Source organism: Kribbella sp. NPDC050820 (genome assembly GCF_040653975.1).
GTDB lineage: Bacteria > Actinomycetota > Actinomycetes > Propionibacteriales > Kribbellaceae > Kribbella.
The window spans coordinates 46,360-64,893 of sequence record NZ_JBFAHB010000027.1 but is presented as its reverse complement, the minus strand read 5'-3'; the positions used below and the strand labels follow the sequence as shown (position 1 = coordinate 64,893).

The 18,534-nt window shown below is 69.7% G+C and carries 17 protein-coding genes; 8 read left to right on the top strand and 9 right to left on the bottom strand.

The window, feature by feature from the left end:
• Positions 1-31 precede the first annotated feature (31 nt).
• Positions 32-757 (bottom strand): ANTAR domain-containing protein, encoded by a 726-nt coding sequence (locus tag AB0H36_RS23175; protein WP_360526868.1) that lies wholly within the window; start codon positions 755-757, stop codon positions 32-34.
• Positions 754-1,443, bottom strand: coding sequence for a GAF and ANTAR domain-containing protein (locus AB0H36_RS23170; RefSeq protein ID WP_360526865.1), 690 nt, complete (start codon positions 1,441-1,443; stop codon positions 754-756). The genes AB0H36_RS23175 and AB0H36_RS23170 overlap by 4 nt, the downstream gene beginning before the upstream one ends.
• A gap of 188 nt (positions 1,444-1,631) precedes the next feature.
• Between AB0H36_RS23170 and AB0H36_RS23165 the strand changes: the two genes are divergently transcribed.
• Positions 1,632-2,321, top strand: coding sequence for a GAF and ANTAR domain-containing protein (locus AB0H36_RS23165; protein WP_360526862.1), 690 nt, complete (start codon positions 1,632-1,634; stop codon positions 2,319-2,321).
• Positions 2,322-2,441: 120 nt separating this feature from the next.
• The gene (locus AB0H36_RS23160) at positions 2,442-2,657 is read left to right on the top strand and encodes an ANTAR domain-containing protein (protein WP_360526859.1); all 216 of its coding nucleotides are present in this window, start codon (positions 2,442-2,444) and stop codon (positions 2,655-2,657) included.
• Positions 2,658-3,147: 490 nt separating this feature from the next.
• Here the strand turns inward: AB0H36_RS23160 and AB0H36_RS23155 are convergent, their stop codons facing one another.
• A complete protein-coding gene (locus AB0H36_RS23155) occupies positions 3,148-3,879 on the bottom strand; it encodes an aldo/keto reductase (protein WP_360526856.1) in 732 nt (243 codons plus the stop codon).
• A gap of 127 nt (positions 3,880-4,006) precedes the next feature.
• On the opposite strand from AB0H36_RS23155, the gene AB0H36_RS23150 reads away from it, so the two are divergent.
• From AB0H36_RS23150 to AB0H36_RS23140, 3 genes are read left to right on the top strand one after another with little or no spacing between them, the layout of a single operon-like run.
• Positions 4,007-4,867, top strand: a complete 861-nt coding sequence (locus tag AB0H36_RS23150) for a fumarylacetoacetate hydrolase family protein (RefSeq protein ID WP_360526853.1) — start codon at positions 4,007-4,009, stop codon at positions 4,865-4,867.
• On the top strand, positions 4,864-5,625 hold the full coding sequence (locus AB0H36_RS23145) for an SDR family oxidoreductase (protein WP_360526850.1): 762 nt from the start codon (positions 4,864-4,866) through the stop codon (positions 5,623-5,625). The genes AB0H36_RS23150 and AB0H36_RS23145 overlap by 4 nt, the downstream gene beginning before the upstream one ends.
• Positions 5,626-5,673: 48 nt before the next feature.
• Positions 5,674-6,348, top strand: a complete 675-nt coding sequence (locus tag AB0H36_RS23140) for a FadR/GntR family transcriptional regulator (protein ID WP_360526847.1) — start codon at positions 5,674-5,676, stop codon at positions 6,346-6,348.
• A gap of 26 nt (positions 6,349-6,374) precedes the next feature.
• Here the strand turns inward: AB0H36_RS23140 and AB0H36_RS23135 are convergent, their stop codons facing one another.
• Together AB0H36_RS23135 and AB0H36_RS23130 are read right to left on the bottom strand one after the other, a co-directional pair.
• Positions 6,375-6,797 carry a PPOX class F420-dependent oxidoreductase gene (locus AB0H36_RS23135; RefSeq protein ID WP_360526844.1) on the bottom strand — a complete coding sequence of 141 codons (423 nt, stop codon included), beginning with the start codon at positions 6,795-6,797 and terminating at the stop codon, positions 6,375-6,377.
• The gene (locus tag AB0H36_RS23130; RefSeq protein WP_360526841.1) at positions 6,797-7,993 is read right to left on the bottom strand and encodes an MFS transporter; all 1,197 of its coding nucleotides are present in this window, start codon (positions 7,991-7,993) and stop codon (positions 6,797-6,799) included. Before AB0H36_RS23130 ends, AB0H36_RS23135 begins: the two co-directional genes overlap by 1 nt.
• 83 nt (positions 7,994-8,076) lie before the next feature.
• Here AB0H36_RS23130 and AB0H36_RS23125 point away from each other — a divergent pair, with 83 nt between their 5' ends.
• Complete coding sequence (locus AB0H36_RS23125; RefSeq protein WP_360526838.1) at positions 8,077-8,985, top strand: LysR family transcriptional regulator; 909 nt, start codon at positions 8,077-8,079, stop codon at positions 8,983-8,985.
• A 209-nt stretch (positions 8,986-9,194) separates the two neighbouring features.
• On the top strand, positions 9,195-10,151 hold the full coding sequence (locus AB0H36_RS23120) for an NAD(P)-dependent alcohol dehydrogenase (RefSeq protein ID WP_360526835.1): 957 nt from the start codon (positions 9,195-9,197) through the stop codon (positions 10,149-10,151).
• A 75-nt stretch (positions 10,152-10,226) separates the two neighbouring features.
• Here AB0H36_RS23120 and AB0H36_RS23115 read toward each other — a convergent pair whose 3' ends face one another.
• From AB0H36_RS23115 to AB0H36_RS23100, 4 genes are all read right to left on the bottom strand, one after another.
• Positions 10,227-11,288: an alpha/beta hydrolase gene (locus tag AB0H36_RS23115; protein WP_360526832.1), complete on the bottom strand. Its 1,062-nt coding sequence runs from the start codon at positions 11,286-11,288 to the stop codon at positions 10,227-10,229.
• A gap of 28 nt (positions 11,289-11,316) precedes the next feature.
• Positions 11,317-11,829, bottom strand: a complete 513-nt coding sequence (locus tag AB0H36_RS23110; RefSeq protein ID WP_360526829.1) for a VOC family protein — start codon at positions 11,827-11,829, stop codon at positions 11,317-11,319.
• 39 nt (positions 11,830-11,868) lie between these two features.
• Positions 11,869-14,715, bottom strand: a complete 2,847-nt coding sequence (locus AB0H36_RS23105) for an AAA family ATPase (protein ID WP_360526825.1) — start codon at positions 14,713-14,715, stop codon at positions 11,869-11,871.
• Positions 14,716-14,848: 133 nt separating this feature from the next.
• Positions 14,849-17,647, bottom strand: coding sequence for an AAA family ATPase (locus tag AB0H36_RS23100; protein WP_360526822.1), 2,799 nt, complete (start codon positions 17,645-17,647; stop codon positions 14,849-14,851).
• A gap of 183 nt (positions 17,648-17,830) precedes the next feature.
• Between AB0H36_RS23100 and AB0H36_RS23095 the strand changes: the two genes are divergently transcribed.
• Entirely contained in the window at positions 17,831-18,502 is a 672-nt protein-coding gene (locus AB0H36_RS23095; RefSeq protein ID WP_360526819.1) for a CoA pyrophosphatase, read from the top strand.
• The last annotated feature ends 32 nt before the right edge of the window (positions 18,503-18,534 follow it).

The window sequence follows — 18,534 nt, the reverse complement described above, 5'->3', positions numbered from 1 at the left end:
GAGACGACCCCCAGCGTGCCCCAGCCGCGGCTCAGGATTCGGTGGCGCGGGCGATGACGGTGGCGGCGGTGGTCGTGAGCGGTTCTTCCTGGCGTCGGGCCAGGCCGCGGAGATGGTCGAAGGCGGCGTCCATCGAGAGATTCTCGGTGTAGGCGATGACACCCTTGGCACGTTCGATCGTGGCGCGCTCGTCGAGTGCGGCCTGGGTCTGGGCGGCGACCAGGGCCGGTGACGCCGGGGCGGTGTGGATGACGACGAGGCACGCGATGTCCGCGAAGGCCTGCGCCACCGTCTCCTTCTCATCGGTGATCTCCACATCCGCGAGGAAGAGATTGACGGCGCCGAGCGTCTGGCCCTGCCAGTTGAGTGGTACGGCGTGGACGCCGTCGAAGCCGGCCGCGGCGAAGGCGTCCCGCAGCGTCGGCCACCGGGCTCCGATCGCCTCGAGTCCGAGCGTGGTGACCGTTCGCCCGCCGGCGACGCAGTCGAGACCAGGACCTTCGTCGACCTGCAGCTGGTACACCTCGAGGTGCTCGGCGCGGTGGTCGGTGGCGGTGAGGAACTCCAGCTGGCCCGGGTGTGGACCCGCCAGCAGGAGGCCGGCTGCGACAGCGTCGACGCACTCGGCGCAGCTGTGCAGCAGGTTGGTGATCGAGCCGATGACGTCGTGCTCGGTGACGAGGGCGGCAGTGGCAGCGGCCAGCTCGCGCACCGCCCGTTCCGGCATGGAAGCCTGGGAAGTGCCGTCGCTGGTCATGCTTCTCCTCGGAAGTCGAGTCTGCGGGTGACGACCTGGTGGGCGATGTCGGCCAGGCTGGTGTCGTGGGCGTACGCGTGGGCGCGCAGGATCGCCAGCGCGTCGTCGGGCCGGATGTGCAACTGGACCACGACCATTCCGGTGGCTTGATGGACTTCTGCCCGGGCCGACCATCTGCCGTCGATCACGGCGTCGGCGGTCAGCTCCGGATCGCGGAGCAGCGCCGCGCCGATGGCGGTCGCAAGGAACAGCGCGGCGTCGTCGGTCTCGGTGGGGCCGCCGTCGGTGAAGCTGACGGCCAGGACTCCGAACGGCCGGCCGCCCAGTCGCATCGGAATGGCTTGAACCGCCATCGGCCCGACCCGCTGCCAGGCCGCGCGGCTGAACTCGGGCCACCGGGCATCGGGTTGCTCACCCACCGTCATGGCAACCGGTGCCGTGGCTCCGTAGGCGTCCACGCACGGCCCCTGCCCGAGCACGTCCTGAAGGTCTCCGATGGCTCTGGACCGGTCGTCGGTGGCGCTCAGAGTCAGCCGGGTAGCACCTTCCTCGACAGTGATCCAGGCACCTGCCGCGGCAAGGATCAGCCGGGCGGCGTCGCAGAGCCGGTCGGCCAGGTGGCGGCTGTGGGCGTCAGCGGCGGTCAACCGCGCCAGTCTGGCCAGGATCTCCGTCCGATCCGTCATCCGGAACACCTCCACCGGCGATCTCCTGGCCGCTCGCCGTACTTGTCGAGCGTACTCACAGCTGGCGTTACGTGCTGCATCGACCCACTCGGATCACAGTGGTGCGGCGACGGGTCTCGCGGAGCCCACAAGGGTGCAGACTGAGTACGTCGACCGGGGTGTGCCGGTCCTGGTCCAGGGGAGTCGACATGGAGCAGCGAGAGCTCATCGCGGTGGTGACAGAGGTCGCTGCGACCTTGCGGGCGCCGATCGACCTCGACGAGGCCCTGGACCGGATCACCCGCAGTGCGGTGGACACGATTCCCGGAATCACGTACGCAAGCCTGTCGGTGACGACCAAGGGCGGTGACATCCGTACCCTCGCGCCGACGCATCAGGTGGCGGTTCAGGCCGATGAGTTGCAGTACCAGCTGCACCAGGGGCCGTGTTTCGAAGCGGTGGTCGGCGCACCGGTCGTTCAGGTCGACGACCTGGCCGGCGACGGTCGCTGGCCGGCGTACGGCCCAAGGGTCGCGGCATGCCTGGGGCTGCGAGCGCAGGTGGCGTTCCAGTTCAGTGCCGCGCCGCATGCCCGCGGAGCACTCAACCTGTACGCCGTGGAGGCGCACGAGCTGACCGTCGAGACCCGGCAACTGGGCGCGATGTTCGCCCACCTCGCCGCGGTCGCGCTTGGCTGGTCACGCCAGGACGAGACCCTGCACGAGGCCGTCAGCACCCGGGAGATCGTCGGTCAGGCGGTGGGAATTCTGATGGAGCGCTACAAGCTCGACGCCGACCGCGCGTTCTCGTTCCTGGTCCGGACATCACAGACCAGCAACGTCAAGCTCCGGGACGTGGCCGCCGGGATCATCGCCGACACGGTCGCCCGAACGCAGTAGCGGCGAGGGCGTACGGTGGAGGTGTTGTCGGCACTTCGCATCCGTCGCCCAAGGCGGTTCGTCGGCGATTCTCGACCCTAGTGGGCCAGTGCACGCCGGCTGGTCGTGGAAGGTCGCGCCATGGGCTTCGACTACGAAGATCCCGGCATCTCGGAGGCGGCACAGATCGACGAAGCGGCGACGCTGTCGATCGCGATGGCCCAAGGTGTGCTGATCGAGCGTTACGAAATGAGTGCCGACCATGCCCTGCTGCTGCTCGACGAGCACGCTCAGGGCGCCGGCATCCCGGTGGTGGAGGCGGCCCGCTGGCTCCTCACCGCCGGCATCCTCCCCTGAAGTCCCGAAACCAGACCCCGACCTGCTCTGCGCGCCGTTCCTTCAGGTGACACAAGGCGCAACACAGTTGCGCAGGGCAAGAGTCGGAGCCATTGCACCACCCGAGTGGCGCGACTCCGCCACGGGCGTCGCCCGGGCCTTATGCGGTGCGGCTTCCCGCGGACGTCCGCGTTCGGCTGTCCTTCGCCGCGGTCGACCGGGGCTCATCCCGAGACGCCGTCTTCGGCGCGGGGCACACCGGTCCACGACGGATCGGTCCTCCCCCGAGCCTCCGGCTCTTCCACTGCTTTTCGTCGTAGTCGTAATACGTGTCGACTCCACCGACCCTCATCGGCCCTCCCAGCCAGTCCGAACCACCCCAAGGCTGCTGACTGTTCAACAGACCGGCGCTCCGCAGTCTGCCATCGGCCTGCCGTACCGCACTAGGCCCTTTCCCTGAACGACCGGATGGTGGACCGTCGCTACTTGGTGGCGATCAGGTGGTGGTCGCTCAGGCCTTGCCAGAGGGAGGGTGGGATGGGCGTGCTCGGGTTGGCTTGCCCGCGAGGAGACCGCTGTTGAAGACAGCCGCCGCGACGATGCGGGTGCCGTGACGGTCACACTCGCCGAGCAGCTCCGGTACGGCGCTCTCGTCGAGCAGCGTGTAGCGATTCGCCACCATCAGTACGTCGGCGAGCCCGGTCCGCACCGAGGCGATCAGGGCGTCCACGCCAAGCGACCCAGTGCCGATGGCCGCGACGACTCCCTCGTCACGCAACGCCGCCAAGCCCGACAACGCGGTCTCCTTGGCACCGGGGATGCCGGACAATTCAGGGTCATGCACATAGAGAATGTCGACCCGATCCAAACCCATCCGAGCAAGCGATTCCTCGGCGCTCGCGCGGACTCCGGACACCGAGTAGTCCAGCTCTCGACGCAACCGCGCGGGTACGGCGAAACCAGTGTCGTCCAGCGCCGATCCGTCCCAGTCGGGGTTCTCCCGCAGTAGCCGGCCGACCTTCGTGGACACGACGTACTCGTCGCGTGGCTTGGTCGCGAGGAACCGACCCAGGCGCCGCTCGGACAGGCCCAGCCCGTAGTGCGGCGCCGTGTCGAAGTGCCGGACGCCGGCGTCCCAGGCTGCTTCGAGGATCGCCTCGGCCTCGTCGTCGGAGAACTCGCGGAACAGGTTGCCGAGCGGCGCGCAGCCGAGACCGAAGCGGGGCAGGTCACTCAGTCGCATCGGCCGCTCCCAGGGATCTGAAGGATGGACACGAGGCTAGACATCACATGTTTGCCGTGTCAATCTACCGCCAGAGGCACAAACTGCCCGCAAAACCATCGAAAGATCGTATCTCTGGAGGTAGTCGATGAAGTTCGCCCGCCTGGGACCTGTCGGCGCAGAAGTGCCCGTCGTCGTCGGCGAGGACGGCGTCCGCAGCCTCGCCGCGCTGACCAAGGACCTCGACGCCGGGTTCTGGGAGTCGGACGGTCCGGCCCGCGTGGCAGCGGCGCTCGCGGCGGGCGAGCTGCCGCTCGTCGAAGACACCGGCGACCTGCGGATCGGAGCTCCGATCGCCAAGCCGGGCGCGATCGTCTGCATCGGGATGAACTACGCCGCGCACGCCGCCGAGTCGGGCGCGCAGCCGCCGTCGACCCCGGTCATCTTCTTCAAGGCGCCGAACACGCTCGCCGGCCCGAACGACCCGGTGACGATCCCGCGCGGCAGCACGAAGACCGACTGGGAGGTCGAGCTCGGGGTGGTGATCGGCAAGCGGGCGTCGTACCTCGACTCCCCCGCCGACAGCCTGGACCATGTCGCCGGGTTCGTGGTCGCCAACGACCTGTCCGAGCGCGCGTTCCAGCTCGAGGTCTCCGGCGGCCAGTGGAGCAAGGGCAAGATCGCCGCCGGCTTCAGCCCGGTCGGCCCCTGGCTCGTCACGCCCGACGAGGTCGAGCACCAGAAGCTCGGCCTGCGCAGCTTCGTCAACGGCGAGCCGCGCCAGGACTCGAACAGCGCCGATCAGATCTTCGACGTCGCCACCGTCATCCATCACCTGAGCCAGTACATGGTGCTCGACCCCGGCGACCTGATCATGACCGGGACGCCGGAGGGAGTCGCGCTGTCCGGCCGGTTCCCGTACCTGCAGCCCGGTGACGTGGTCGAGGTGGAGATCGACGGGCTGGGTCGCCAGCGCCAGGAGTACGTCGCGTACGAGGCCGGCCGGTGACCGCCGTACCGGAGTACGACGGACTGGTGGCGATCGTCACCGGCGGCGGCTCGGGCATCGGCGCGGCGGTCGTCCGGGAGCTCATCGCCCGCGGGGCGCGGGTGGTGGCGATCGATCTCGATCCGTCGAACGTGCCCGCGGACGTGCTCGGGGTCAAAGCCGACGTGACCGACGACGAGAGCGTGCGTACGGCGGTCCAGCAGGCCGTCGACGCCTACGGCCGGATCGACGTGGTCGTGAACAACGCGGGCGTCGGCGCGCAGGGCACGGTCGAGGACAACCCCGACGATCAGTGGCACCAGGTCTTCGACGTCAACGTGATGGGCGCGGTCCGGGTCAGCCGGGCCGCTCTCCCCTACCTGCGGCAGTCGCCGGCCGCGGCGATCGTGAACGTCGCCTCGGTCGCCGCGACCACCGGCATCCCGCAGCGGGCCCTGTACTCGACCACGAAGGGCGCGGTGCAGTCGTTGACCATGGCAATGGCTGCCGACCATCTCCGCGAAGGCATCCGGGTGAACTGCGTCAACCCGGGCACGGCCGACACCCCGTGGGTCCAGCGCCTGCTCGGCGCCGCTCCGGATCCCCAAGCCGAGCGGGCGGCCCTCGACGCCCGGCAGCCACACGGCCGGCTCGTCAGCGCCGAGGAAGTGGCACTGGCCGTCGTCTACCTGGCCGGCCCGTCGTCCGGTTCGACCGCGGGTACGGCGCTCGCCGTCGACGGCGGCATGGCTACGCTGCGACTGCGCCCGCGCAACTGAGGCCGCGCAGCTGAGTCCACGCAGAGGGAGTCGAGGCAGAGGAGTCGTATGGCACTGACCGACGTCGCGATCGAGAAGATCAAGGCGATGATCCTCGACGGCCGCCTGAAGCCCGGCGACCGGCTGCCGCGCGAGGCGGACCTCGCCGAGCAACTCGGCATCTCCCGCAGCCCGCTGCGGGAGGCGGTCAGCGTGCTGTCGATGCTGCGCATCCTCGACGTCCGCCGGGGCGACGGCACCTACGTGACCAGCCTGTCGCCCGACCTGCTGCTGGAGACGATCGGCTTCATCATCGACTTCCACCAGGACTCCAGCATCCTCGACCTGTTCGAGCTGCGCCGTGCCCTCGAACCGATGGCGGCGGAGAAGGCGGCGCTTCTGATGAGCGACGACGACGCGGCCCAGCTCCTCGCGCTGACCGAGGCTGTCGACGTGGACAGCCCGGTCGGCGACGTGGTGGCGAACGACCTGGAGTTCCACCACCGGATCGCCGCGGCGGCGGGCAACCCGGTGCTGTGCTCCTTCGTCGACAGCGTCGCCGGCCGGACCCAGCAGGCCCGGATCTGGCGCGGCGTCACCCAGGAGGACTCGTTCGCGCAGACGCAGCGCGAGCACCGCGCGATCGCCCTCGCCATCGGCGAACGCCAGCCCAGCGTCGCCGCCGCGCTCTCGCTCGCGCACGTCGCCGGCATCGAGAACTGGATCCGCCGCAATCTGTCCTAGCGGAGCACGCACCGGGCCCTCGCGGGTCAGCCGAGGCCAGTTCGGGCGATGACGTTGGTGATGCTGATCCGGACAGCGGTGAAGCCTTCCTGGACGAATGCTGCAGCCACGCCGTCTGCAGGCTGGGAGGGGTAGTAGCGCTTGGCGATGCCTTCGCCGATGTGTTTGACCTGGTCTGGCTCGGCGGAGAGCTGCGCTTGTCCTTCGATGGTGACGAAGCTGTAGGGCTGCCGCTCGTCGCTGACGCAGAGCGCGATGCGCCGGTCATGGTCCAGGCTCTTGCCTTTGACGCTCCCCGGGGACAGGGCGAAGGCGAGTTCGTCGCCGTCGAGGATGAAGCAGACCGGGGTGACGTGAGGGCGGCCGTCGGGTCGGGTCAGGGCGACGTGGGCGAGTCTTGTTCCTGCGGTGACGAAGGATCGCCATTCGTGGTCGGTCATGGTTGTCATCAGTGTGTTCCCTTCGTTGCGAGGTTGCGATGCGCAGCTGGGACGGAGGCCCGGCGGCGTAGTGCTGGGGCGATCGCATGCTGCGCGGCGAACAGCGCGAGCCCGGTCGCCGAGCAGGCTGCCCACAGGACGGTTCGCCCGGCGTTCTCGAGCAGCGCGGTGCCGAGCAGTGGTCCCAGTACGGCGCCGAGGCTCCACGTGGTGGAGGCGACGCCCATATAGGTGCCGCGGAGGTCGGCCGGCGCGAGATCGGCGAACGTGGCGCCGAACATGACGGCAATGCCGATCTGGCCGAGCGTCCACACAAGGACCGACATCGCGTAGCCGGTGCCACTGTGCACGACAGCGTCGAGTCCGGCGCCGACGCCGCCCAGCAGCATCGAGACCGCCAGTACGGCGGCTTTGTCGCGACCTTCGAGCAGCCGTACGGCGATCGGTTGGACGGTGATGATCAGGATCCCGTTCAGGGCGAGCGCCGCGCCGTACAGCTCCGGACCGTGACCGTCGCCGGCCATGATCAACGGGAGCGTCGAGAACGTCTGCAGGAAGGTCGCGAAGTAGACGATGTGGATGCCGGCCATGGCGAGCATCACCGGATCGCGCATGAGGACCGGTAGCAGCGCGCGTCTCGTCGCCGGCGGCGTCGGCGCGTGGGTCTCGGGGACGTGGCGCCATACGATCAGCGCCGCGAGGACTGCGGACACCGCGTTGATCCAGAACAGGACGCCGTACCCGTGTCTGACCAAGACTCCAGCGGCCACCGTCGAGACCGTGAAGCCGACGTTGGCTGCCCAGAAGAGGCGGCCGAAGGCACGGACTCGCTCGCGTGCCGGCAGGTCGGCCACGGCAGCCGATCCGGCCGGGCGGAACAGTTCTGAGGTCAGCCCGACAGCGGCGGCCGCCGCACAGATCGCCGGTGTCGTGTCCGCAGAGCCGAGCGCGATCAGCGCGCCGGCTGCACCCAGGAACCCCACCAGCATCGTGTGACGGCGACCGATGCGGTCGCCCAGCCAGCCGCCCAGTAGCTGCGACCCGATGTCGCCGACACCGATCGCCGCGACTACCGCGCCGGCCGTCGTCGGCGAGAGGTGCCGTTCTTGGGTCAGGTAGAGCACCAGGAACGGCCGCGCCACTCCACCGGCCCGACCCACGAAATGGGTCGCGGCCAACGCCCAGACCAGATTCTGCGTCCTCATGCCAATGACGCTAGGTTCTGCGGTGCATCGTGAAAAGCGATAGTTATCGATCAAGTCGATCGCCATCGGCTATGCTATTGGCTGTGGCTGACCTCGAACTGCGTCACCTGAGGACGATGGCCGCGATCGCCGAGGAGGGAACGTTCGGGCGAGCGGCGGCCCGGCTGGGCTACACCCAATCGTCGGTGAGCCAGCAGATCGCCCTGCTCGAGCGGGCCGTCGGTGGCGCCGTCTTCGACCGGCCCGGTGGTCCCAGGCCGGTGCGGATCACTCCACTCGGCGAGGTCGTCCTGACCCACGGCCGCAGCCTGCTGAAGCAGTCGGAAGCCCTGACCGACGCCGTCGACCGCTTCAAGGCCGGCAGCGGCCGCATCGACATCGGCACCTTCCAAAGCGTCACCAACCTGATCCTCCCGGCCGTCATCCGCCGGCTGCTCGACGAGCACCCCGGCTGCGACATCAGGCTGTACGACGTACAACCGGAGGACGCGCAGATCGGCGATCTCGATCTGTTGTTCCACGACGGACCCGTCGGCGGCGACGTCGACCGGGTGAAGCTGCTCGACGAGCCGTACCTCCTGGTCGCCAGGGCCGGCAGCTTCCCCGCTGGTCCCGTGCGGGTGAAACTGCTCGACGACGCCCCGATGGTCGCCTGGCCGTCCACCTACCACCAAACCTGGCTGGAACGAACGCTCGCCGCCACGGGCGCACGACCACGGATCGTGTTCCGAACGCCCGGCCACGAAACCATCATGTCGATGGTGCGAGCAGGCATCGGCTCCGCAGTACTGCCCTGGCTGGCCCTGCACGCATCCGACGCCTGGTCCGACGACCGCCTCACCATCCACCAGCTGACCCCATCCCCCACCCGCGAAATGCACCTCCACTGGCCGTCCCGCGTCACCCAGTCCCCCCTCGCAACCCAAGCCATCCAAATCACCACCGAAGTAACAACAACCCTCGCCGAACAGGTGGCGTCGTCTACGACCTGACGGTGTTCGTGGGCGTATCGTCGTCGCAGTCACCGAGGGTGGGAGGGGATGACCATGGGGGCCGACTCGCAGGTGGGTGTTGAATCCGAACCTGGCCGGGGGTGGGGTTGGGGTGGGGTTGGTGGGTTGGGTCCCGCGCTGGCGAGGTGGCTCGGTCGAGGAGTCGCGCGGCACGGGGTGGCGGCTGCGGCAAGGGTTGCGAGGCAGGCGTGAAGGCGGTCGTCTACGAGCGGTACGGCGGGCCCGAGGTGCTCCGGGTCGAGGACGTTCCGATGCCCTCCCCCGCCGCAGGTCAAGTGCGGGTCAGGATCGTCGCAACCTCGATCAACCTCAGCGATTGGGAGTGCCTGCGCGGATCGCCCGCCTACGCACGGATCGGCGGCCTACGTACGCCGGCGCGCCGTACGCTCGGCTCGGACATCGCCGGCGTGGTCGACGAGGTCGGTGAGGGAGTGACCCGATTCCGCCCGGGCGACGAGGTGTACGGCGACAACCTCCTGCTCAAAGGTGGATTCGCCGAGTACGCGATCGCTCCCGAATCCGCACTCGCCCCCAAGCCCGCTCAGCTCAGCTTCGCGGAGGCGTCGACCATCCCGCAGGCGGGCGCGATCGCCTTGCAGGGCACGAAGTCCGCCGCCGCGGGCCGCCGTCTCCTGATCAACGGCGCCGGCGGAGGATCGGGGTCGTTCGCGATCCAGTTGGCCAAGCGGCTCGGTGCTCACGTCACCGCGGTCGACAACAGCACCAAACTCGACTTCATGCAGTCGGTCGGCGCGGACGAGGTGATCGACTACCGCCGCGACGACTTCACCAAAACCTCCCCTCCCTACGACCTGATCCTGGACCTGGTCGCCCACCGGTCGGTGTTCGCCTACCGACGTGCATTGGCACCCGGCGGAAAGTACCGCTGCGTGGGTGGCTCGGTCCCGACGCTCCTCCGCATACTCACAGCCGGCTGGCTGGTCGGCCGCCTCAGCGGACGCTCCATCGGCGTCCTGCCAGTCAAGGAAGGCCCGACCCACTTCACGCCCCTCGCGGACCTCTGCACGACCGGAGACGTCAAGATCCACATCCACCACACCTACCCCCTCGACGACGTCCCCACCGCACTCACCACCGTCGGCAAAGGTCAAGCCCTCGGCAAAGTAGTCATCACCCCCTCCTGACAAACACGTGCGGGCGGTTCGGCGGCCTCGGCGCAGCCCGGGAGGGAGGCTGGGCCGAGGAGTGGGGGTTGCCGGTCAGGTGGAGAGGAAGGTGTTGAGGGCGGTCAGCATCTGGGTGGGGGCTTGTTCGGCCAGCCAGTGGCCTACGCCGGGGATGACCAGGGTCTGCACGTTGGTCGCCGCGGGCAACATTCCTTGGCCGGCGAGCGGGCCCCAGCTGTTCTCTCCGCCGATGCCGAGGACCGGGATGGTCAATGGGGTCGCCTTCCGGTTCCTGTTCTGCTCGACGGTGGCGTACCAGGCGCGGTAGAGCCCGAAGGTCGCCCGCAACGCGTCGCGGTCGCGGTTGTAGAGACTGATGTAGTACTTGATCGCGTACTCGGGCAGCGGCACCCCGCCGCTCTGAATCGTGTACTCGTAGCGGTAGAAGCCGTCCGCGTTGCTGCGGACCATGTCGATGATCAGTTCGTCGTTGACGCGGTTGAACGGGATGTGCCAGACCTTGTCGTTGACCGGGTCGGGAAGGAACAGGCTCGGGTCGTCCGGAACGCCGGGCGGGCCGGGGATCTCGGCGAGGGCCACGCGGCTCACCTGGTCGCGGTGGTCGGCGGCCAGCGCGTAGCCGACGATGTAGCCGGTGTCGTGGCCGACCACGGCGTACCGCGGGTAGCCGAGCTTGGTCATCAGCGCGGACACGTCGTTGGCGAGGGTCGCCGCGTCGTAGCCGGTCCGGGTCCGCTCGGTCAGCCCGATGCCGCGCTGGTCGGGTGCGATGACGGTGAACTTCCGGGCCAGGGTGGGCATCATGAACCGCCAGGCGTACCAGTTCTCCGGCCAGCCGTGGAGGAGCAGCAAGGGCGGCCCGCTGCCGCCGATGACAACGTGCTGGCGGATCCCGTTCGCCAGCACGAACCGGCTCTTGAACGTCTTGGTGAAACCGTCCGGGAGTCGTGGCGCCGTGCCGACCGAGCCGAAGTCGTCTGCCACCTTCCCGGGAGCCGCGGCGGCCGAACCCCAGCCACCGATCAACGAGAGGCCGGTCGCTGCCGCGGCGCCGGTGACGAGGCCGCGGCGGGAGACGCCGGGGCGAATGCCCGCGTCGTCGTTGTCAGGAGGTTCTTCGGGAGACGAATTCACGGTGGTGTCCTTTCAGAGCTTGCCGTCGTCAGACTCGGCCCGGGAGCCGCTCGGTGATCTCCTGCAGCAGCCAGCGGTTGCCCTCGGTGTCGTGGAAGGAGGCGTACGACGCGTACGAGCGGCCCTCCGGGTCGTGCCCCGGCGCACGTCCCGAGTTGCCGATCTGGAAGCCGCCGCCGAGGCTGCCGCCGGCGTCGTGGAACACCTCGCTGACGTCGACACCACGCGAGACGAACTCGTCGCGGGCGGCGTCGATGTCGTCCACCGCCAGCAGCAGCCCGTCGTGCGACCCGGGCTGGGCAGCGGTGACCGCCGTACCGAAAACGATCGAGACGTGGGATCCGGGCGGGGTCAGGTGCATCATCCGGTAGCCGTTGTCGAGATCCAGATCGACGTCGACGCGCCAGCCCAGGCCGACGTAGAAGGCCTTGGCGCGTTCGTAGTCGGCGACCGGGATGACGACGACCTCGAGCCTGAACTGGACGCCGGTGGACGGAGTCGCTGTCGTCTCGCTCTGGCTACTCACTTGTGTGCTGTTCATGAAGGCCCTCCAGTGGCCGGTTGTCGGTAGCCAGAAGTCTCAGCGCCGGGAGGCATCGGTCGCGCCCGGGTCACCCCCCGGTCCGGCCCCTGGTCGGGCCGGCGCCAGGTGTGCCGCGCGTACGACGGCCGGCGCCAACGCCTCGCCCAGTTGTTTGCGAGAGGTGATGCCGAGCTTGGTGAACACCTTGTGCATGTGCCACTCCACAGTGCGTGGACTGATGAACAGCTCGACGCTGATCTCCGCGTTCGTCCGTCCTGCCCGCGCCATCCCGGCGATCTGCGCCTCCTGCGCGGTCAGCAGGTCGTCCGCCACAGACGCCCGCTTGCGCACCGTGAGGCCCGTCGCCTCCAACTCACGGCGTGCCCGTCCGGCGAAGCCGTCGATCCCGAGCTCGACGAACAGCTCCTGGGCCGCTCGTAGGTGGACCCGGGCGTCGATGCGTCGACTCTGCCGCCGAAGCCATTCGCCGTACAGGAGATGGGCGCGGCCCAGGTCCGCTCTGACCAGAGTGCGGCCCAGACTGTCGATCGCCTTCAGGTACAGAGTTTCTGCTGCTTGCCCCTCGCTCACCAGGGCGCGTGACCGTGCTTCGATCCCGAGTGCCCAGTCGGTGGAGCAGGCCTCGGTCCTTGCCTGCAGTCGCTTGAGAGCATCGGTAGCCTGCTGCATTTCGCCGGTCCGGGCAGCCGCCTCGACGAGTTCGACCAAGGACCACGTGGCGAGGCCTAGCTCCTCTTGTCGCTCGCATCCACGGGTGGCTGCGGACAGGGCGTCGTCGTACCGTCCCAGTCCGTTGTTGAGGACTGCCTCGGCCCAGTACGGCGCTGTGCGCCAATGCCCGTCGCCGCCCGCCGGCACCCCGATCGTCGTCTCGGCGATCAGCCTGGAGGTCTCGAGGTCGTGGCCCCGCCAGGCAGCAAGCGGCAACCGGCCGTACGGTCCCAGCGGGCAACCGGTTGCGATCCCGACCGCCTCGGCCTGCAGCGTCATCGACATGGCCGCGTCACATCCTGCGGCAAGCAGCTGGATCATCGAGCCCGACAAGAGCGCCGGCCGCAGCACTGTCAGTGCACCCACCGAGCGCGCGAGCTGAATCAGCCGCGTTGTCAGCGCATGCCAGCTCCTGTCGTCCCAGACCTCCTGGGCCGCGCGGCAGGCGAGCAGCAACCAACGGATCCCTTCATCGGCACCGGCCTCCTGATCCTGAACGACGCGGAGTGCTCGCTTGACCACGGGCGCGCCCTCCACGAGTCCTTTGCTCGTGAGTACGGCGAGACCTTCCAGCAGCAGACCAGGTCCGTCTGTCGGTTGCGGCGCTGCCTGCACAGCCTCCGCGATTTCCAGTACACCGCCCCCGGTTCCGCCGAAGGTCAGAGCGTTGTCGAATGCCTCGCAGTACGCTTCGCGCGCCTGATCGGGCTCAACGGACTCCAGGAGCTGGGCGGCTTCGAGAAGCTCTGCGGACGTGTCCGGTCCGGGCTCGCTGTGGGCCGTCAGTTGTGCGTCCAGGAACAGCATCTGAGTCCTGGCCAGGTCGTCGAGTGGTCCTGCCCGCGCCACGGCGAGCAGGCGGCGCGCCGCTCGCAGCGCGCCGGCCTGGTACTTCGCCTCCGCCGCCGCCAGCGCACGTCGTGCACGGCCGGCGCGATCGGCGGTCAGCTCGGCGGCACGCGCTCGGAAGGCGGCCACGGCCGGCAAGCCTCCTCGCTCCATCGCATGGTCGGCGGTCCGTTCCAGATCGGCGGCAGCCTCCTCGTCAAGGTCAGAGACGGCGTACGCGCGATGCCACGCGCGGCGGTCAGCGTCGGTGCCCGGATCGGTGGCAGCCGCGAGAGCTCGGTGAGCGGCCTGGCGTTCCTGCGACGATGCCGCCTCGTAGACGACCGACCGGGCGAGCGGATGGCAGAACCGTACGTACCCGTCGAAGGCGACGAGCCTCGTCGTCACGGTCAACGACACCGCCGCGGCGGTGATCCCGAGCTCGCCGGCCGTCCGCCACAGCAGGACCGCATCTCCGGTCGGATCGGCCGCGGCCAGCAGCAACAGCTGCCGCGTCGCGGCAGGCAGCAGTAAGTACTGTCGCCGGAAGCTGTCCACCATCCGATCAGGCAGGGTGATCCGCGGCAGCCCGTAACCGCCGGCCAAGTGGTCAGGTTCCTGCCCATCGATCGCCTGCTGCAAGGCGAGCGGGTTCCCACGAGCTTCGTCGACGATCCGTTCCCGCACGCGCTCGTCCAGCGGACCGACGGCGGTCGAGTCCAGCAGGTGGTGCACGTCTCTGGCGGCCAGCCCGCCGACGACGAGCTCGGGAATTCCTGCCAGGTGTGGCCTGTCGTCGCCCGGCCCCTCGCTGCACTCGCCTACGGCGATGGCGAGCACGACCGACTCCCCCACCAGCCGACGACCCACGAAGCCCAGGACCTGCGCCGACGCGGCATCGAGCCACTGCGCATCGTCCAGAACGCAGACCAGCGGGCGTTCCGCGGCCGCAGCGGACAGCAGGCCGATCACGGCCATGCCGACCACCAGACGATCGGGAACCTCACCGGCGCACAAACCGAACACCGTGACGAGCGCGTCCCGCTGCGGGTCGGGGAGCTCTGCCAGGCCGCCGAGGATCGGCGCACACAGTTGGTGCAACCCGGCGAATTCGAGCTCCCGCTCCGACTCGAGCCCTGCTGCCCGCAGGACCAGGCAGCCGGACGCCCGCTCCGCGAGGTAGGCGAGAAGCGTGCTCTTCCCCACTCCCTGCTCGCCGCGCACCACGAGCATCTGGCCCGCGCCCGTCCACACGTCGGCGACCAGCCTGTCCAGCGTCTCGCACTCCCGGTGCCGGCCGCGTGGCCGGTGTCCGGAATGTCCACCCGAAGGAATGGTCAGCACCTGAGCTCACTCCCCACCTCGACGCAGAGAGCCTGAGTGGCTCCGTCGCTGCCATCGTCAGGAAGCGGGGGCCTCGATCGAGTCCGCCAGCTGCACAGTCTGACTGGCCAGTGTCGACCGGCCGGTCTGCCGGCTAGCGCGGCAGGACCGGGTCGGGATCGCTCGGAAGGGCTCGGTGGAGCTGGGTCCGGGAGCTGATGTCGAGCTTGGTGAACACCTTGCGCAGGTGGTACTGGACCGTCCGCGAGCTGATGAACAGCCGAGCGCCGATCTCCGGGTTGGACAGGCCGTCGCTGGCCAGCCGCGCCACCTGGAACTCCTGGGCGGTCAGTGCAAGATTCGTCTCGTCGACTCGTTTGCGAACGGTCTGACCGGTCGCGAGCAACTCGACCCGGGCTCGCTCCGCGAAGGCGTCGGCGCCCATCGACTGCAGCATCTCGTGTGCGGTTCGCAGCTGCTCGCGCGCATCGCCTCGCCGGTTCTCCCGGCGCAACCACTCGCCGTACAGCAGATGCGCGCGGGCCAACTGGGTCCTGACGCGCGTCCGGCTCAAGAGCTCGATCGACTCGCGGTGGCACTGTTCTGCCGCGTCGCCGTCGCTCAGGAACGCGCGGACCCGGGCTTCGACGCCGTGCACCCAGTCGGTCGGCGTGACGCGGGTGCGTTCGGACAGCCACGCCAGAGCGGCTTCGAGCACCTGCGGGTTGCCGGTCCTGGCCGCAGCCTCGGCAAGTTCGGGCACGATGTGACATCCGTAGCCCATCGGCTCGCGGTCGAACGCCTCGCGGGCGGCTGCATACGCCTCGGCGCTCCGCCCGTAGCCGTTGTGCAGCACCGCACTCGCGTAGCCCGCGAGGCTGACCAGCCGATCCGCACCCTTCGCCGTCGCCTCGCGCGCGGTCGCCTCGATCAGGGCGGATGCCTCCTGCTCCTGACCCCGCCACGCCGCGAGCATCATCGCGGTGTCGGCGATCGGCGGGTTCCCGGTCGCCTCGGCGAGCAGGCGATCCTCTCCGATCAGACGCTCGGCCGTGAGCAGATTGCCGGCGACGATGTGGGACCGGGCCAGGTAGTTGAGGGCAAACGCCAAGTGCATGAGCGCGCCGGTGCTCCGGGAGAACTGGACCTGGGCCGCAGCCAAGGCGTGCCAGGACTCGTGGTCCCAGACCTCCATCGCGATGATCTGGCTGATCCGGCCACCGGCCAGCCGGAGCCAGCGCTCGAACTCGCCACGGCCGGCGTCGAGCGTCAGGGCCATGTCCAGCGCCTGCGTCAGAGCCGGAGCGCTGGCCGCGTAGCCGTCGGTCACACGCAGCGCGACGGCGTCGAGCAAGACGTCCAGCACTCGCGGCGGCGCAGGCCCAGGTGGCGCGCTGCGGGCAGCCTCCGCCGCTTCCCGCACCTTCGGGCTGCTGAGGTCACTGGCCCAGATCGCTGCCACCAGAGCGTCCAGGTACGCCGCGCGGGCCCGGTCGACGCTCACCGTCTGGATGCGCCTGGCCGCGCTCAGGAGCAGCCGATGGGCGTCGCCGCCACGCCGCTGGTCCAAGGCGATCTGACCGCGCAGCAGTTCCACCTCGGCTGCGTGACGCCCGTCGATCGTGCCGGCCTCGACCGCGAGCAGCAACCCCAGGGCAGCATCCAGGGCCCCGGCGTCCGACTTGGCCCGCGCGGCGGCAAGCAACCGCTCTGTGCGGCGGACCGCGTCGGGCGTGAGCATCGCCGCGCGCTCCAGGAACGCGGCCGCAGCGGCCAGGCCGCCGCGGGCCTGTGCCCGGTCCGCCGAGCGCTCCAGTTCGTCGGCCACCGCCGCGTCCGGGCTGGTCGCCGCCTGCGCCAGGTGCCAGGCGCGACGGTCCGGATCGACCTGCGGATCCGTCACCGCGGCCAGCGTGCGGTGCGCCTCTTGCCGCTCCTGGCTCGAGGCGGATCGGTACGCCGCTGATCGCACCAGCGGATGCCAGAACCGAACCTGGGCGCCGAAGTCGATCAACTCCGCCTCGACCGCCGGCACCCCCGCATGGATCGGAATCCCGAGTTGCTCGGCGGCACGCCACAGGAGCAGAGGGTCGCCGGACGAATCGGTCGCCGCCAAGCGCAGCAGGCGCTGGGTCTGCTCCGGCAGCGCCTCGATCTGGCGGCGGAAGCTCTCCTCGATCCGGCCCGACAGCCGCCGTGCGCCCAGCAGGCCGAAGCCGCCCGCCAGCTCCGCGGGAGTCAGTCCCCGGGGCAGTTCGAGCAAAGCCAGCGGGTTCCCCCGGGTCTCGGCGAGGATGCCGTCCCGGACCCGCGCGTCGAGCGGCCCGGCCAGGACCGAGTCCAGCAAGGCCCGCGCGTCACTAACCGGCAGCCCCTCGACGGCCAGGCTGGGGAACGCCGCCAGTTCGTCGCCGGAGTCACGCGTCGCGAACACCAGGCCGACCGGATCGGCCGCGAGCCGGCGGGCCACGAACTCCAACGCCTGCGCCGAGGCGCTGTCCAGCCACTGGTGGTCATCGACCAGACACACCAGCGGTTGGTCCCCGGCCGCTTCCGACAGCAAGCTCAGGACGGCCAGGCCCACCAGGAACCGGTCCGGAGGTGGGCCCGTGCTGATCCCGAACGCGGTCTGCAACGCGACTCGCTGCGGCGTGGGCAGCCGAACCAGTCGGCTGAGCATGGGCGCGCACAGCTGATGCAGGCCGGCGAAGGCCAGCTCCATCTCGGATTGCACGCCGGCCGCGCGCGCCACCTGGCAGCCCGGCGCTTGCGTGGCCAGGGACTCGAGCAGGGCGGTCTTGCCGACGCCCGGCTCACCACGGACTACGAGCACCCGGCTGTCGCCGGCCCGGACGGCCTCGACCAGCTCTGCGAGGACGCGCAACTCACTGGTCCGGCCCCGCAACGTCGCGGGGCCTCTGTGTCGGCGGGAACCGCCTGAGCCCGTAACCATTCAGCGGCGCCTTCCGAGCGGCCTGTCGGGATCGAACCACAGTATCGCGGTGCTGTCAGGTCCCTTGCGTACTGGCAATCCCGCGGGAACTGCCGGCCGACGGCGACTCGACGGCCTGCCGACGCGATGCAAAGGTGAAGTCATGACCCGCGTTGGCGAGCGGCAAGGGCAGTCCGCGTAACCGTGGAAGCCAGGCCTGTCCCGTCGTGGCTGCGCGACCTGGCCGACGCAGCCGCGACGATGCGTCCGTCACCGGCGCTGATGCCGCCGGCGAGTGGCGGAAGGCGGTCCGCCGTACTCGTGTTGTTCGCCGAAGGACCGGATGGACCGGACCTGCTGTTCATCCGCCGAAGCGAGCGCCTGCGGCTGCATGCGGGTCAAACCGCCTTTCCTGGCGGGGTCATCGACGCCCTGGATGCAGGGCCGGTCGCGGCTGCGCTCCGGGAAGCGGCGGAGGAGGTCGGCGTGCAGCCCGCCGACGTCGAAGTCGTCGCCACGCTGCCCGAGCTCTTCATCCCACCCACCCGGTTCCGGGTCGTTCCCGTGCTTGCCTGGTGGCTCCGGCCGCGCGCGGTGACACCGATCGATCCAGGCGAGGTCGACGCGGTCGAGCGGATCGGCGTCGACGAACTGGCTGATCCGGCCGGCCGGCTGATGCTGCACAGGCCGAGCGGGATCGTCCTGCCGGCGTTCCAGGTCAGGGACAGGCTGATCTGGGGACTGACCGCCGAGATCGTCGACCGGCTCCTCGCCCTCGCGGGATGGGAACGCCCGTGGGACACCCGGGTCGTCGAGCTAGCGGGTCCGCATCCGGCCGGACCGGATCAGAAGGTGGATCCGATCGCACGGAGTTGATCCCGGCCGCTCTCGGTCAGTCAGCAGGTCTG